Below are 15,892 nucleotides of genomic sequence, written 5' to 3' on the forward strand. Positions count from 1 at the left end.
ATCATGGCCACCGAACAAATGAATACCGCACCGACCAATCCTCAAAACGGTTCTGACGTGAATATCCCCGATGACGCACTGATCATCATCCCCGTGCGCGAGATGGTGCTATTCCCCGGCGCCATCGCGCCGATTGCGATCGCACGGCCGAAGTCCGTCGCCGCCGCACAGCAGGCACTGCGCGAGCAGCGGCCGATCGGCATCGTGCTGCAGCGCAGCCCGGAGACCGACGAGCCCGGCCCGGATGATCTCTACAAGGTCGCGACCATCGCCAACATCGTGCGCTACATCACCGCACCTGACGGCACGCATCACATCGTCTGCCAGGGTGTGCAGCGCGCGCGCCTCCTCGACTTCCTGCCGGGGACGCCGTTCCTGGCTGCGCGCTTCCAGCAAATCCCCGAGCCGACCACGACCTCAGCCGAGATCGAGGCACGGGCGCTGAACCTGCAGCGCCAGGCCATCGAGGCGATCGAGCTGCTGCCGCAGGCACCGCCCGAACTGGTCGCGATGTTCCAGAGCACCTCGGCGCCCGGCGCACTGGCGGACCTGGCGACGTCGTTCATGGACATCAAGCCGCAGGACAAGCAGGAGGTGCTGGAGACCATCGACCTCTCCCTGCGCGTCGAGAAGGTGTCCAAGCACCTGGCCGAGCGGCTGGAGGTGCTGCGCATCAGTAATGAAATCGGCCAGAAGACCCGCGCCTCGTTCGACGAGCGGCAGCGCGAGGCGATCCTGCGCGAGCAGATGGCGACCATCCAGCGGCAGCTGGGCGAAGGCGACGGCAAGGCTGCCGAGGTCGCCGAGCTGACGGCTGCGATCGCCAAGGCGAACATGCCGCCGGAGGCGGACGCCCATGCCAGAAAGGAGCTGCGTCGCTACGAGCGCATGCCCGAGGCTGCCGGCGAAGCCGGCATGGTGCGCACTTACCTCGATTGGCTGATCGAGCTGCCCTGGGCGCTGCCGGCGGAGAAGCCGATCGACATCAAGGAAGCACGCCGCATCCTGGATGCCGATCACTTTGGCCTGGAGAAGATCAAGAGCCGGATCATCGAATATCTGGCCGTGCGCAAGCTGGCGCCGCAGGGCAAGGCGCCGATCCTGTGCTTCGTCGGACCGCCCGGCGTCGGCAAGACCTCGCTCGGCCAGTCCATCGCGCGCGCGATGGATCGCCCCTTCGTGCGCGTCAGCCTGGGCGGCGTGCATGACGAGGCCGAGATCCGCGGTCACCGGCGCACCTATATCGGCTCGCTGCCCGGCAACATCATCCAGGGGATCAAGAAGGCGGGCGCACGCAACTGCGTCATGATGCTGGACGAGATCGACAAGATGGGCCGCGGCGTGCAGGGCGATCCTTCCGCCGCAATGCTGGAGGTGCTCGACCCCGAGCAGAACGGAACGTTCCGGGACAATTACCTGGGCGTGCCCTTCGACCTGTCGCGCGTCGTCTTCATCGCGACCGCCAACATGCTGGACCAGATTCCCGGTCCGCTGCTGGACCGCATGGAGCTGATCAGCCTCGCCGGTTACACCGAGGAGGAGAAGCTGGAGATCGCGAAGCGCTACCTGGTGCGGCGGCAGCTGGAGGCGAACGGCCTCTCAGCCGAGCAGGCCGAGATCGAGCCCGACGCCTTGAGGCTGGTCGTCAAGGGTTACACCCGCGAGGCCGGCGTGCGTAACCTCGAGCGCGAGATCGGCAAGGTGTTCCGCCATGCCGCGGTGCAGGTCGCCGAAGGCACGACTGCAAAGGTCGTGGTGACGGCGAAGGACATTGCCGACGTGCTGGGGCAGCCGCGCTTCGAAGGCGAGATCGCACAGCGCACCAGCATTCCTGGCGTGGCCACCGGCCTTGCCTGGACGCCTGTCGGCGGCGACATCCTCTTCATCGAGGCCTCGCGCGTGCCCGGCCGCGGCGGTATGATCCTGACCGGCCAGCTCGGCGAGGTCATGCGTGAAAGCGTGCAGGCCGCGCTGACGCTGGTGAAGAGCAGAGCGAACCAGCTCGGCATCGATCCCACGGTGTTCGAGAAGAGCGACATCCACGTTCACGTTCCCGCGGGCGCGACCCCGAAGGACGGACCGAGCGCGGGCGTTGCGATGTTCACGGCGCTGACGTCACTGCTCACCAATCGCACGGTGCGGAGCGACACCGCGATGACCGGCGAGATCTCGCTGCGCGGCCTGGTGCTGCCGGTCGGCGGCATCAAGGAGAAGGTGGTGGCTGCGGCTGCTGCAGGGCTGAAGCGGGTGATGCTGCCGGCGCGCAACAAGCGGGACTACGACGACATCCCGAAGAGCGCGCGGGACAACCTCGAATTCATCTGGCTGGAGCGCGTCGACGAGGCCATCGCCGCGGCGCTCGAGCCGGCGGAAGTCGGTACGAAGGTCGAAGCGGCGGAGTGATGCGATGAAGAAACTGCTGGAAGACGCAAAGAAATCGCGGACGACGCAGCGGCTGCGCCAGCTGCTGGGTCGCGCCGTCGACCGGGTGCGCGATGCGCTTGCAGGACCCGAGCCTCGGCTTCAGCCGATCCCGGTCCGGGTGAGGGGCCGCAAGGGCTGAACCCCTCCGCCTCAGCCCTCGCGGTCACTTAACTCAAAACCAAAAGGCCCCCTCTCACCGAGGGGGCCTTTGCGTTATCAGGCCACGGCGTCCTTGGCGGCCTTGACGGGGCGGGCGCGGACGATCTTCCGAGCCGGCTTGGCCTTGAACATCATCTCTTCACCCGTGAACGGGTTGGTGCCCTTGCGCGCCTTGGTCGCGGGCTTCTTGATGACCACGAACTTGGCGAAGCCCGGCACCAGGAACAGGCCGTTCTTCTTGAGCTCCTTGTGGCCGACGTCGGTCAGCGTCTCCATGACGCTCTTGACGTCGCGCTTGGAAAGCTCGGTGGCGGTCGCAATCTTTTCGATCAACTGCGATTTGGACATTTGGGCTGGCATCGTGTCTCCTCTGATTCGTTGCCGGTTGCATATTAGACCAACCGGCGAAGGCCTATAGCCTTCTGCACAGTTTTGTCGCGGTTTTACGGGCTTTTTTGGCCCCCTGAGACAAAAAACCCTGCATTTTAGCGGCTTCCAGAGCGGACGTCGCCTCGCGCAGCGGTTTTTGCCTTGTTTCAAAGGCCCGCAAGCAGCCTTGCTAAAGCTGATTCGATAGTTTCGACAAGCGACGACCGGCCTCTTTATGAAAGGAGAAGCGCGATTCACCCTGAAAAATAAGGCTGGATTGTCACCCTGCGAGGTTTTTCCCTGCTTTTTACGGGACCGCGACGAGCTAGATGCGCTCGATGATGATGGCCGGAGCCATGCCACCGGCCGCGCACATCGTGACGAGACCGCGCTTGAGATCGCGCCGTTCGAGCTCGTCGAGCACGGTACCGATCAGGATTGAGCCGGTCGCGCCGATGGGATGACCGAGCGCGATTGAACCGCCATTGACGTTGACCTTGGCGCGATCGAGCTTGAGATCCCTGATATATTTCTCCGCCACCACCGCAAAGGCCTCGTTGATCTCGAACAGCTCGATGTCGTCGATGGTGAGCCCGGCCTTCGCCAGCACCTTGCGCGTCGCCGGCACCGGCGCGTTCAGCATCAGGGTCGGTGAGTCTCCCATGTTCGCCATCGCCACGACGCGGGCACGCGCCTTCAGGCCATGCGCCTTGGCGTAGGACGGTGACGCCAACAGGATCGCCGCGGCGCCATCGACGACGCCCGACGAATTGCCGGCGTGGTGCATGAAGTCGATGTCGAGATCAGGGTATTTCTGCAGGATCAGGCCGCGATAGGTCGTGCCGTTGTCGTCCAGCGCATAATCGGCGATCGCGGGGAACGCCGGCTTCAAGGCCGCCAGCCCTTCCATCGTGGTCTGCGGCCGCGGATATTCCTCATGATCGAGCGCGAGGCTGCCGTCCTCGCGATGAACGGGCACGAGGCTCTTCTTGAAATGGCCGGCGGCGATCGCCTGCGCGGCGCGCTTCTGGCTTTCGAGGCCAAGGGCATCGACGTCCTGCCGCGTGATGCCTTCCAGCGTCGCGATCGCATCGGCACAGACGCCCTGATGCGACTGCGGATGTCTTGCACGAAGCCGCAGATTGCCGGAGTCCATCATCATCGGGCCGCCGCCGCGACGTCCCTCCATCGACATCATCTCGCAGCCGCCGGCGATCACGAGATCTTCCGCGCCCGCCATGATCGAGGAGGCCGCCATGTTGACGCTGGTGATGCCGGAACCGCAGAAGCGATCCAGCGTCACGGCGCTGGCACGCACATCGTAGCCGGCATCGAGCGCCGACATGCGGCCGAGATCGCCGCCTTGCGTTGCCACCTGCGCGCTGCAGCCCCAGACGATATCGTCGACGTCGGCGGTGTCGATCCCGGTGCGGTCGGCAAGCGCACGGAGCACGGTGGCGCCCAGCTGCTGCGGATGAATGCCTGAAAGCGCTCCCTTGCCGGCCTTGCCGACGCCGCGCGGGGTGCGGCAAGCATCGATGATCAGCGCGTCGGTCATGGGCGTTGTCCTCTTGTTATCAGTGTTGAGGACGGTTTTGAATCAGGGAAAGAAGGGAGTCAATGTGCCGCGACGACGCCCCTCGCCCGATTTTCCGCTGCGCGTAAAATCCGGGCTCAAGCCCCCGCCGCGTTCTTCGCGATCACGTTGCGATAGAAACTCGCGCTGAGCTTGGCCGTTCGCACCTGGGTGTCGAAATTGACGTGGTACAGCCCGAAGCGCTTGTTGAGGCCATATACCCATTCGAAATTGTCCATCAGGCTCCAGAGGAAATAGCCGCGCACGGGGGCTCCTTCCGCGGTGGCGCGCTGGAGCTGGGCGAGATAGTTGCGTAAGTACATGATGCGGTCGGTGTCGTAGATCTTGCCGTCTTGCGTCACCTGGTCGTCGCCGGAGGTGCCGTTCTCGCTAATATAGATCGCATCGGTCTTCCAGATCTTTGCAGCCAGCTTCGGCACCCAGTAGATCGTCTCGGGACCGACGCGCAGCCAGTCCGAATTCATGTGCGGGAAGGATTTCGGGATCGGCAACGGCTTGAAGCCCGCGCCCTGGTCGGAGGCGACGATGTAGTGCTGCGGCGCGTAGATGTTGAGGCCGAGGAAGTCGATCGGCGAGGAGATGATCTTCAATTCCGCGTCGGTGTATTTCGGCGCGTCGGCGCCTGCATATTTCAGGAACGCCTCGGTATAGCGGCCGGTCATGATGACGTTGAGATAGCCGGCATTCAGCTCGCGCAGCGCGATCTCGGTGGCACGGACGTTTTCGGGCGTGTCGATTGCGGGAATGCAGGCATCGATGTTCTCGGCAGGTCCGACGCGCGTGCCGCGGCGGCCATGGGCGCGCACCGCCTGCACCGCCAGCCCATGGGCGAGCGCGCTGTTATGCCTGATCTGGTTCACGTCGGCCTGCGGCAGCGTCAGACCGGGCGCGTCGATGCCGATGCCATAGCCAAAATAAACGAAGCGGCCGCTCTCGTTCAGGGTGAACACGTTCCTGACGCGATCGGTGAGATGCTCGGCGACATAGGCCGCGTAGTCTCCGAAGATCTTGCAGGTCTCGGTCGAGCGCCAGCCGCCAAAACGATCCTGCAATGATTGCGGCAGGTCCCAGTGATAAAGCGTCAGCCACGGCTCGATTCCGTTCTTCAGCAGCTCGTCGACCAGGCGATTATAGAAGTCGAGCCCCTTAGGGTTCGGCTTGCCGTCGCCGTCCGGAAACACCCGTGGCCAGGCCACCGAGAACCGATAGGCCTTGCAGCCGAGCTCCCTGATGAGTGCGATATCGTCCTTGTAGCGATGATAATGCTCATTGGCGCGATCGCCATTGGTGCCGTCCTCGATCTTGCCGGGGATGCGGACGAACTTGTCCCAGATCGAGGCCCCTCGCCCGTCCTCGTCGACCGCGCCCTCGACCTGATAGGACGAGGTCGCGGTGCCCCAGAGGAAGCCCGGTGGGAAGCCGCCGGTGGCCCGTCGTGCCGGAACCGGCTTGGCTTCGACGAGCTCACACGGACTAGCTACACCTGCTGCGGACAATCCCGCGAGTTTCGCGAACTGGCGACGCGAGAACTTGTTCGACATTGACACTGCTCCGGTGTGCTGCTGTTGCCGCGGCACACTGGACAGTTCCAACCGATTTGAGAAGTGGCGTTCCCGTCATCCTCCCGGCCGGGGCGCATGGGGATCAACGCTGTTGCCCGGCTGACACAGCATGTCGAAGACCCCACCGAATGCATTGTGCCCTCCGGGGCAGTTGATTCCGTGGAGGCCGCCATTGGCGAGCACCATTGCGCCAAGGAATATGAGCACGATGGCCATCAGCAAGAGAGCGATGGCGATGGGCTTGATCCAACTTCGCCTCCGACCAACATAGTCTCCCGTCACCAGGCTCGCCAGATGGATGAGCAGCGTGATGGCGAAGGCGGTCCAACCGAAATTGCGAGTGCCGGTTGCACCCAGCAGCGTCGCGCCGCCGATGATCACGAGCTCGAAGATGTACAGCAAGCCGAGCCAGTAGCGAAAAAAGATCTGACCGAAGCTGCCCGGCGTCGCGATCGCGAGCAACACCTGGGTCGCGCGGCCGGCGCGCGTGACCCACAACATCCAGCTCCGCTGGCCCCGGCGGCGCTGCTCCAGCTCCTCGAGAATCCGACCGGTAATGGTCAGCGCGCGTGTGCTGGTTTGCAGCGCGACCTGTCTGTCGAGCTGGCGGTCAACCTCATAATGCTCGCGCACGTAATTGAGCATGCCTTCGTCGCCCAGAACCGCCCTCAGCGCCTGGGCGATCTGCGTGCGACGCTGTCCGCCGGCTGTAAGCGCAAGTTGCCCCCAGAGATCATCGAAGGCGCCCTCGAGCGTTGCATTCTTCTGTTCCGCAAGCGCCTGTCCGAACCGGTCGACCAACTCGGCGTATCCCTCCGGTTTCATTTCCTCGCGTACGATCATGAGCTGCGCCTCCAGAAGTAAGGCGTCCCTGATCTCCTTGTCTTCCTTTGCAGGAAACAGAGTGGTCAGCAGCCGCTCGCAACCATCCAGGCGCCCCCACATGATGTCGTTCCGCCGCCACTGCGCGTCGAGGAAACCGCCAAAATGAAACAACGCCGTTCCCGCAAGCTTGAGCCGTTGGTGAACGACGGTCCCCTGCTCATTATGCTCGTCGATCAGGCTGCAGGCGTCTTCGGGGCTAACCCGGACCACCTCGACAGTCGACGGCTCTCCGGTTCCGGTGTCGTAATAGAGTGGGAAGCTCACCTGGTCGTACTCGTCGAACCGCATATAGTAGTCGGCAAGGAACGCTCGCAGCGCCTTGCCCTCAACCCCATTGAGCGCGTCGCCGCCGGCGGCGAGGTCCTCGACGTAAACATCCACGCGATGCCCGCCCTCGATGGGCGTGGCGCGCAGGCTCGGCTTTCCAAGCAGATCATGAGCGGATGGCACGCCCCCCGACGATCCATCTATTGCGCTGGCATAGGCGCGCCGGATCAGCTCGATGTCGTCTTGCAGACCCTTCTGGAGGCCGGTCAGATTAGCCTGCGCTGCGTATTGGTAGAGCGTTGTCGCCCTTGCAAAGACGTTTTCCTGAAGCGTGAGCAATGGGCTGGGCGTCGGCAGATCATTCGATACCGGGACCGTACCGCCGGCGTGCGACGCCAATGCCGTGACTGCCCCCTCGCCAAGGAGGAGATGAAGCACGGCCTCGAGCTCGTCATGATGCGTTTTTCTCGCGTCAGCGTTTTCGGAAGGCGCGCGGAGCGGCGTGACCCGGCGGATCTCGCCGATTGCAGCGCCCAATCCATGAGCAAGGCAGGTCAGCGCATCGACGAGACGGCCGAAGTCCATCGATTCCCTTGTTTTCGGATGGTGCTCCCAAAGGTCGTAGAGATGTTGCTCGATGTCAGTCAGCTTCGGCGGGCCGCCGGGCAGGCCGAGCTTTCTCACCAGGCTGAGGAGCTGATGCACCTTACGCAGAATGAAGCTGCCACGCCTGACATAGTATTTCACGTCATAGCTCTGGAGAAACGCATTGACGGATTCCCTGCGACCCCTGCTCTCCTTCTTGTTCTCGTAGTAGTGCGCATCGCGCCACACGCGAGCCATGGCTTTCATCGCGTACAAGCGATCGGATTTGCTGTCGATATTCCACCAGACAGCCAATTGCTCCGCGATATCGTCGGTCACCGTCATCACCCGGAGCTGTCGGTATGGAAGGAAGGCCGTTCCGTAGTAATTGGCCATATCGCGCAGGTCGCGTGATTCCCACGCGGGCACCTGATCATGGTTTTCACCTTCGAGTTCTATGCGTGCGTAGGGATCGTCACGCCGCTCCTCGATTTCCGTTTCGACCTGACGGACGATCCGCTCGACCCGCTCGATGCGCCGGTTGCGGGCCAGGATGGCCTCGAGATCTTCCCTGATCGTCTCGTCCTGCGGAATTGTGAACAGTGCTCCCAAGGCGTTTTCGAGCGCATCGGGCTTCCTATCAAAGACCGCACGCTCCAATTCGGGATTGGTCGGCGCCGGCTCGAGATAGATCAGCTTCCGTTCCATGGGCAGCCCGCCGAGGCGCAGCGACAGGGTCTCGACGACATAGCTGAACGGCTTGTTGTCGAGATATCCGCCATCTCCAAATGCGCGTGTGCGCCAACGACCGCTAGCGATGTCATCGCTCGAAAGGCCGGTGAAGAATGACTTCCATCGGTCGAAATCCACCTGCCCGCCAGTCGGATTTGCATCACACAGGCGCTGCGCGTCGGCCACGGACATCGGCTCGAACGCGAAGGGAAAGGATGACGTGCACCGTGCTGCGAACGCGAGAAACGGGACGGAGCTGTCGTCAAAATGATTGGTGCCGTCCGCGGATGGATGCCGGAACCGATAGACCTGCTTGTACCTCTTTTCGTACACGACCTTGTCGAACAGGCGCAGGGGCACAATCGCTCCTCGAATGTCCGTCGTCGTGATGAAAAGGTCGAGTTCATCGACGAGGGCCGGCTCACCTCGACCCACTTGCGGGATGACGTTTGCCATGCCTTGGAACGCGCCAACGAGCTTGACGTACATCCGATCGCTGTTCAGAAGCGACTGGGGCGGGTCGTCGGTCTTGGCGAATTCCAGGCCTTGATACGACTGGCTGTCATTGAGCAGACCACCGATATCGCCTTCCTGAATCCATAATTTCTTCAACGGAGAGAAATCCTGTCCGTTGACCAGCGCTTTCGCGAGAAACAAGCCGTTGATGCCACCCGCCGAGGTGCCCGCGATCGCGTCGATCACGAAGCGAGTTCGTTCCGTCGACGTGAACGTTGCATCCGCGCCGAACGGATCCGTCAAAGCCGGATTGCGCGCATTGACCGGCAACTTCTGGCCGCGGATGTAGGCAAGATACCTGTCGCGCAGGTTCTGGTCGCGCAGCAGCCAGGACGCCTTTCGATATACCTCGCGCGTGCGTCCGCCCCCCGGCGTATCCCGCCCCTTCGGTGTCGCACAGGCCATTTCGTACAGTTCATTCGATGCGCCATTGATGTAGATCGCAAGCGAGACGCCGCCATACATGACGACGCCGAAGCGGATCTCACGCGCGTAGGAATTGTTCTGGGTTGTCGGCGCCCCGCCGGTCGCAGCAGAGTCAGTCATCGTCACGCCCCGTTCTAAATTTGATGCTGGCGCAATTTGTCGACACGTGCCCCGTGCGAGGCCCGCGACGTCGTTCACCGGTGCTCAACAACTCTCTTCGCCGACGCCGCTGAAATCGCGCCGGGGCTTCGTCAGATCCATGCTCTCAAGGCCGGACCAGCACGCCTCGGCCGGCGCAGACTCGTATCGAACGGAGGCACGGCAATATTGACCTCGGCGACGTTCGTCTATGTCTTGGTGCAATATGTTCTATTGACAACCATTGATACCGAAAATCGGCGCGCTGGTCCAAGCAATTTCTGGAAGAATTGTGTGTACGACGCAACTCACCGGGATTTTGGATCTGCAGGCCCTGTTTGGTGTCAAGCGCCTCGGGAGAGGTTGCGTGATTCTTCAATGCCTGGGCAAGCTTTCGACAGGCGCACCAGCAGTCGGGCCCCACAAGTTGGACCTCGTCTCGTTGACGCGCGTCGATCACAACGAGGCTGGACGCCTCTACCAGGGCGACAGCCTTTCCTGACGAGCGGACTTGAGATTCGAACGGGCGCGCCGCCTCAGCGCGTGCGCTTCGGCAGCTTTGGCAGCTTGCCGGGATTGAACGCTGGGACCTCTCCCGCTCGCTCAGGTGCCGCCACCGGCTGTTCCGTCAAGATGAGCGTGCCCTGGAGGACGACTCCCCGCGCCTGCCCTGATGTCGCCGTGTAGGTGGCAATCTTGCCGGGGCACATCCCCTCGATCTCAAGCGTGAGCTCGTCATAAACGCCGAACACCGTGTCACGCCCGTCGGTGTGACGCTTCGTCGACACGGTCGCGGTGAAACGATCGCCATCGAGCTGGCAGAAACCGTGATACGTCATCAGGCTGTCGCGGCCCCAGATCTGGCCGTCGGCAACATGGACGATGCCGGTGCCCTGATCGAATGGCGTCTTGTACCACGCCGCGTAGGTACCGTCCTTCAGCATGGCCGGTCTCCCTGGTCTCGCCACGCCGATCATCCGCACGATCAGCGCTAAAGCGTGGTTAAGAACCTAGCCCGTACCAATCCGGTCCCCGCGCCTGAGCTTCAAGTTCCCCAGCATGTTCAGGATGATGAACGCCGGCGAGGCGAACTTTGGGGCGAATGCGCGCGAACGTCGCCTCCTGTTGCACGCTCGACGTGCTTTTGCTACGGTTGAGGTACGCGCCTCATTTCACCTCATGGGCCGGCCGGTGACCCGCCCCCTCCGCAAAGATGCGGATGGCGGCCAACCTGTACGGCCCCACGGGGGGTGTGAGGCATGTGCCCAATTCGGGCTGAAGCAGAGTTGGCCTCCATCAAGGGCTGACCGCATAAGGGGAGGATGACATGCAGCGTCTCTTGATCGCAGGTGTATCTGTCGCGTTTTCGATCGCTCTGGGCCTCGGCTCGGCGAACGCGGCCGACAAGAAGGTCCTGGCTTTCGTCGTCAACGGCGCGTCCGACTTCTGGAAGATCGCGGAAGCCGGCGTGAAGAAGGCCCAGGGCGAACTGCCCAACTACAATCTTCAGCTCAAATATCCGGAACAAGCCGCTGCCGCCGTTCAGCAGCGCATGATGGACGACCTCGTTGCCGCCGGTGCCGCCGGCATCATGGTCAGCGCGGTCGACCCGAAGAACCAGGTCGAGCATCTCAACAAGATCGCCTCGCAGACGCTGCTGTTCACCACGGATAGCGATGCACCGAACTCGAAGCGCATCGCCTATATCGGCTCGTCCAACGTCGACCTCGGCAAGGACGCCGGCAAGCTGATGCTCAAGGCGCTGCCGAACGGCGGCAAATGCGTCGGCTTCGTCGGCCTTCCCGGCGCCGACAACGCCCGCGAGCGCATCGAAGGCGTCAAGGAGACCATCAAGGGTTCCAAGGTCGAGCTGGTCGACGTTCGCGGCGACGAGATCGATCAGACCCGCGCCAAGCGCAACGTCGAGGACATCCTCGCCGCCATGCCCGACGTGAGCTGCCTCGTCGGCTTCTATTCCTACAACACCCCGCGCATCTATGAAGTGCTGAAGGAGGCCGGCAAGCTCGGAAAGATCCAGATCATCGGCTTCGACGAGGATCCGATCACCCTGGGCGGCGTCAAGGAAGGTGCTATCGCCGGCACAGTCGTGCAGCAGCCATTCGAGTGGGGCTATCAGGGCATGAAGCTGATGGCGAAGTACATCGAGGGCGACAAGTCCGGCGTGCCCGCCAACGGCATCATCATCGTGCCCGGCAAGGTCATCGACAAGAGCAATGTCGACGACTTCATGGGTTCGATGAAGGCGATGCTCAAGAAGTAGGAGACGTGCGGGCGTTGCCCGTAGCCTTCAATGACTGAGCCGTTTCTCGAACTCGTCGACATCAGCAAGAGCTATCCCGGCGTGGTCGCACTCGACCACGTCGGCCTTGCCGTGTCGCCGGGCGAGGTAATCGCGCTGATCGGCGAGAACGGCGCCGGCAAGTCGACCTTGATGAAGGTGCTCGGCGGCGTGGTCGAGCCGAGCGGCGGCCGCATCCGCGTCGACGGCGTCGAGCGGAGCGCGCTGACGGTGGCCGAAGCGATCGCCGCGGGCATCGCCTTCGTCCATCAAGAGCTCAACCTGTTCGACAATCTCGACGTTGCCGGCAATGTGTTCATCGGCCGGGAGCCCGTGCATGGCGGGCCGCTGCGGCTGATCGACCGCAAGGCGCTCTACGCCAAGACGCAGCCGCTGCTCGACCGCCTAGGTGCCGATTTCGCCCCGGACGCGCCGCTTGCCGGGCTGTCGCTTGCCCAGCGCCAGCTCGTCGAGATCATGAAGGCGCTGTCGCTCGATGCGCGCCTCGTGATCATGGATGAGCCGACCTCGAGCCTGACCCTGTCCGAGACCGACCGGCTGATGCGGGTCATCGCGGCCCTGAAGGCCCACGGCGTCAGCATCATCTTCATCACCCATCGCCTCAACGAGGTGATGCAATGCGCCGACCGCGCGGTGGTGTTGCGCGACGGGCGCATGGTCGGTGCGCTGACCCGCGCCGAGCTGTCGCCGGCCGCGATGATCCGCCTGATGATCGGCCGCGACCTCAAATCGCTCTACGTGCCGCCGGCTGCCCCGCCCGGCGAGGCCGTGCTCGACATCGTCGAGGCCGTCACTGACACCTATCCGGAGCGCGCGGTGAGCCTGTCGGTTCGCCGCGGCGAGATTTTGGGGCTGGCCGGCCTCGTCGGCTCCGGCCGAACCGAGCTGGCGCGCGCCGTTTTTGGCGTCGATCCGCTCCGGGGCGGCGCGATCAAGCTGAATGGCGAAGCGATCCGCGTGACGACCCCGCGCGCGGCGATCGACCATGGCATCTACCTGATCCCGGAGGACCGCAAGGGCTGCGGGCTTCTGCTCGACGTCTCGATAGCCGAGAACATTTCGCTACCGGATCTGTCGTCCTATCTGCGCTTCTTCCTGGTGAACACCGCGCAGGAGACCAAGAACGCGCGGGCCCAGCGCGAGCAGCTCAAGATCCGTGCGCCGGACGTTTCAACCACCGTCGGCTCGTTGTCCGGCGGCAATCAGCAGAAGGTCGTACTGGCCAAATGGCTGTCGATGCGGCCCAAGGTACTGATCTTCGACGAGCCGACGCGCGGTGTCGACGTCGGCGCCAAGCAGGAGATCTACGAGATGCTGCGCCGGCTGACCGACACTGGCGTCGCGATCCTGATGATTTCGAGCGACATGGAGGAGGTGATCGGGGTCAGCGACCGGATCGCCGTCATGCACGAGGGGGCGATCTCGGGTTTCCTTGATCGCAGCCAGTTCAGCGAGCACAACGTGCTTCAGTTGGCCGTCGGCCACGCGGTTTGAGATGAGGGTGCCTTGAACAAGAAAGATCTGAGCCTGCTGGTCCTGATCCTCGTCGTCGGCGCGGTCGTGGCCTTGATCAATCCGCGTTTCCTCTACGTCGGCAACCTCTCCAACACGCTGAACCAGGTCGGGATGTTCGGCATCTTCTCGATCGCGGAAGCCTTCGTCATCATCATCGGCGGGATCGAGCTCTCAGTCGGATCGGTGATCGCGCTGCTCGGCGTTCTCTTCATCGACCTCATCGTCAATCACGACGTCAACTGGATGCTCGCCTTTGCCGCGATCATCGCGAGCGGCCTCGTGATCGGCCTCGTGCACGGCGCGCTGGTGACGCGGATGCATATCCAGCCGTTCGTGGTGACGCTGTGCGGCCTTCTGATCTATCGCGGCGCGGCGCGCTATTACACCGAGGACGCGACCGCCGGCTTCGGCTTCGGCGCCAGCTTCCCGACGCTGGAATGGCTGACCGCAGGCCGCACCGATTTGCTGGGCTTTCCCGTCCCGCACAGCCTTGTGGCCCTGATTGTCGTTGCCGCCATTGCGTGGGTGCTGCTGCACCGCTCGGTGTTCGGCCGCTATCTCTACGCCGTCGGCAAGAACGAGGAGGCCGCGCGCTATTCCGGCATCCGCTCCGAGCGCGTGATGATTTCCGCCTATGTGATTTGCGGCGGGCTGACGGCCTTCGCCGCGATCCTGTTCGCGATGTACACCCGCTCGATCTCGCCGGCCGTGCACGGCTCGTTCTACGAGCTCTATGCCATCGCCGCGGCCGTGCTCGGCGGCTGCTCCTTGCGCGGCGGCGAAGGCTCGATCGTCGGCGTCGTGCTCGGCACCGTGCTGCTGCAGGTGCTGCAGAACCTGGTCAACCTGCTGGGAATCCCGAGTTCGCTGAATTTCGCGGTGATGGGCGCAGTGATCCTGATCGGCGTGCTCGCCGACCAGTATCTCGTCCAGCGCCGGCTACGCGTGAGCGCAGCCAAGGGCCGGACGCAGACCAGCCTCGCTGCTGCCCCGCTCGAGGGGTGAAGGCGGGCGTCAGAAGCCGCACTCCGCATAGCCCTTCCGCGCCAGGCGGAAGTGCGAGCCGTCGCCGACGAAATCAACGTCGAGACACTGGTTTCCCCGACGAAACGCGCCCAGCCCCTCGCAATGCAGATATTCGAGGTTGATACGCCATCGCTTCTCCGACGGCAGATAGGTCGCGAAATCGTGTTGGGCCCGCGCGGGGCCCCTGCATATCCCGGCAATATATTGCCGGACTTCGCTCGGAAGGACGCCGATGTGCTCTGAATTCAAGGGATCGTCATGACCAAGGCCTCCAGATCGCGCGTCGGCTGGAAGCGCCGCACAAACCGTCAAGCTCAATCCCAGCAGGAATGCTCTGATCCACATTGTCTCTGCCTTGTCGTGCTCGGGTAACGCCGCACTATGGCGCCGGAGAGTTTACGGGCAGCTCGCCACATGTTGCCTTGCGGCTGATCAAGGCGCGCGCACGTTGAGACGGGATATCGGTCCGCGCCTTGAGCAAAAACCGAAACAACCCCATGCATAGTAGCCGCAGGCAAGGAGATCAGAATTAATTTCCGAAAAACAGAACATTGTTGGACCCGTCGGGCAAAACAAACGCATAATGACATCATCCGAACTTTGAGCCCAGTCCCTCCAGGCCGACAAAGCCAAGCTAGGTTGTGCGCTCACTAAGCAGCTTGCCGACTGATGTTCGCTCAACCCCTTACAGCCGCGGACGTCTCGCGAGGTCGCTTGCGGGCCACGAACAGACCTGGGCCTATTCCCAGAAAGCCCTCAATTAATGGCCAGTAAATACCAAGCGGGCGAACGATCGAAGACAGCGGGAATTTAACAATCAATACCCGCTATGGTTGACGGCTAAAAGCAGATTGTAGCCATCGAAATGGAAGCGTCGGTGTTTTCATTCTTTGTAAGGACACTTCTTGCGAGCCCCGTCACTTACATGGGTTTCATCGTGGCTATCGTGGTTCCGCTAGCGCTTGAATGGAAGCCTAACAAGTTCCTGTGGCTGCTTGCGCTGCTTCTGAACTTCCCTTCCCTGCAAGTTCTCTATCTAGCAAGCGCTCATTATGGAAGCTGGGTGGACGGAAACCTCGACCACCGAGTCGATGCGCCACCTATGGCGGTCGTTGATACCCTTTTGATCTTCCTCTGGGGTACCGGCGGGGCCGGTTTCGGATCGGTGCTTTGGCTAATAGTACCGAAACGAATTTTTGGATCTGCTATCCAAGAAGCGAGGGCCATTTTCTCACGCAGCTTTTGGAAGGCGAGGCAACCGGATTGATCGTCCGGTTCGGGTCCGAAGAACTCAGGTTGAACAAATCTGGTCTGCTCTGCCACGATGAGCTGACCTCCGTCAGACGCGCTGCAACTTCGCAGATGGGCCCA

The 15,892-nt window shown here is 62.7% G+C and carries 11 protein-coding genes; 5 read left to right on the top strand and 6 right to left on the bottom strand.

The window, feature by feature from the left end:
• Positions 1-3 precede the first annotated feature (3 nt).
• Positions 4-2,403 (top strand): endopeptidase La, encoded by a 2,400-nt coding sequence (gene lon / locus Q0687_RS17930; RefSeq protein WP_298879121.1) that lies wholly within the window; start codon positions 4-6, stop codon positions 2,401-2,403.
• A 4-nt stretch (positions 2,404-2,407) separates the two neighbouring features.
• Positions 2,408-2,563 carry a hypothetical protein gene (locus Q0687_RS17935; RefSeq protein WP_298879123.1) on the top strand — a complete coding sequence of 52 codons (156 nt, stop codon included), beginning with the start codon at positions 2,408-2,410 and terminating at the stop codon, positions 2,561-2,563.
• Between the two features lie 77 nt (positions 2,564-2,640).
• Here the strand turns inward: Q0687_RS17935 and Q0687_RS17940 are convergent, their stop codons facing one another.
• The 5 genes from Q0687_RS17940 to Q0687_RS17960 all read right to left on the bottom strand — a co-directional run bounded on the left by Q0687_RS17940 (position 2,641) and on the right by Q0687_RS17960 (position 10,604).
• Positions 2,641-2,943 carry an HU family DNA-binding protein gene (locus tag Q0687_RS17940; protein ID WP_008139488.1) on the bottom strand — a complete coding sequence of 101 codons (303 nt, stop codon included), beginning with the start codon at positions 2,941-2,943 and terminating at the stop codon, positions 2,641-2,643.
• Between the two features lie 334 nt (positions 2,944-3,277).
• Positions 3,278-4,510 (bottom strand): acetyl-CoA C-acetyltransferase, encoded by a 1,233-nt coding sequence (locus Q0687_RS17945; protein ID WP_298879157.1) that lies wholly within the window; start codon positions 4,508-4,510, stop codon positions 3,278-3,280.
• 116 nt (positions 4,511-4,626) lie between these two features.
• On the bottom strand, positions 4,627-6,090 hold the full coding sequence (locus Q0687_RS17950) for a GH1 family beta-glucosidase (protein ID WP_298879162.1): 1,464 nt from the start codon (positions 6,088-6,090) through the stop codon (positions 4,627-4,629).
• Positions 6,091-6,165: 75 nt separating this feature from the next.
• Positions 6,166-9,642 carry a patatin-like protein gene (locus tag Q0687_RS17955; RefSeq protein ID WP_298879164.1) on the bottom strand — a complete coding sequence of 1,159 codons (3,477 nt, stop codon included), beginning with the start codon at positions 9,640-9,642 and terminating at the stop codon, positions 6,166-6,168.
• Positions 9,643-10,196: 554 nt separating this feature from the next.
• A complete protein-coding gene (locus tag Q0687_RS17960) occupies positions 10,197-10,604 on the bottom strand; it encodes a hypothetical protein (protein ID WP_298879166.1) in 408 nt (135 codons plus the stop codon).
• Positions 10,605-10,987: 383 nt separating this feature from the next.
• Here Q0687_RS17960 and Q0687_RS17965 point away from each other — a divergent pair, with 383 nt between their 5' ends.
• Genes Q0687_RS17965 through Q0687_RS17975 form a run of 3 tightly spaced genes read left to right on the top strand, consistent with a single transcriptional unit; the run spans position 10,988 to position 14,500 of the window.
• Positions 10,988-11,941, top strand: a complete 954-nt coding sequence (locus tag Q0687_RS17965) for a sugar-binding protein (RefSeq protein ID WP_298879167.1) — start codon at positions 10,988-10,990, stop codon at positions 11,939-11,941.
• 30 nt (positions 11,942-11,971) lie between these two features.
• The gene (locus tag Q0687_RS17970) at positions 11,972-13,474 is read left to right on the top strand and encodes a sugar ABC transporter ATP-binding protein (RefSeq protein WP_298879169.1); all 1,503 of its coding nucleotides are present in this window, start codon (positions 11,972-11,974) and stop codon (positions 13,472-13,474) included.
• Positions 13,475-13,486: 12 nt separating this feature from the next.
• Complete coding sequence (locus tag Q0687_RS17975; RefSeq protein WP_298879172.1) at positions 13,487-14,500, top strand: ABC transporter permease; 1,014 nt, start codon at positions 13,487-13,489, stop codon at positions 14,498-14,500.
• Between the two features lie 9 nt (positions 14,501-14,509).
• Here Q0687_RS17975 and Q0687_RS17980 read toward each other — a convergent pair whose 3' ends face one another.
• Entirely contained in the window at positions 14,510-14,770 is a 261-nt protein-coding gene (locus Q0687_RS17980; RefSeq protein ID WP_298879175.1) for a hypothetical protein, read from the bottom strand.
• Between the last annotated feature and the right edge of the window lie 1,122 nt (positions 14,771-15,892).

This window comes from uncultured Bradyrhizobium sp., from assembly GCF_936928535.1.
Taxonomy (GTDB): Bacteria; Pseudomonadota; Alphaproteobacteria; order Rhizobiales; family Xanthobacteraceae; genus Bradyrhizobium.

What these genes read in the sequence shown, in the direction of transcription:
- Q0687_RS17955 (WP_298879164.1), bottom strand. Translation starts at nt 9,642, where the DNA reads ATGACTGACTCTGCTGCGACCGGCGGGGCGCCGACAACCCAGAACAAT.
- Q0687_RS17950 (WP_298879162.1), bottom strand. Translation starts at nt 6,090, where the DNA reads ATGTCGAACAAGTTCTCGCGTCGCCAGTTCGCGAAACTCGCGGGATTG.
- Q0687_RS17945 (WP_298879157.1), bottom strand. Translation starts at nt 4,510, where the DNA reads ATGACCGACGCGCTGATCATCGATGCTTGCCGCACCCCGCGCGGCGTC.
- Q0687_RS17960 (WP_298879166.1), bottom strand. Translation starts at nt 10,604, where the DNA reads ATGCTGAAGGACGGTACCTACGCGGCGTGGTACAAGACGCCATTCGAT.
- Q0687_RS17965 (WP_298879167.1), top strand. Translation starts at nt 10,988, where the DNA reads ATGCAGCGTCTCTTGATCGCAGGTGTATCTGTCGCGTTTTCGATCGCT.
- Q0687_RS17935 (WP_298879123.1), top strand. Translation starts at nt 2,408, where the DNA reads ATGAAGAAACTGCTGGAAGACGCAAAGAAATCGCGGACGACGCAGCGG.
- Q0687_RS17970 (WP_298879169.1), top strand. Translation starts at nt 11,972, where the DNA reads ATGACTGAGCCGTTTCTCGAACTCGTCGACATCAGCAAGAGCTATCCC.
- Q0687_RS17940 (WP_008139488.1), bottom strand. Translation starts at nt 2,943, where the DNA reads ATGCCAGCCCAAATGTCCAAATCGCAGTTGATCGAAAAGATTGCGACC.
- lon (WP_298879121.1), top strand. Translation starts at nt 4, where the DNA reads ATGGCCACCGAACAAATGAATACCGCACCGACCAATCCTCAAAACGGT.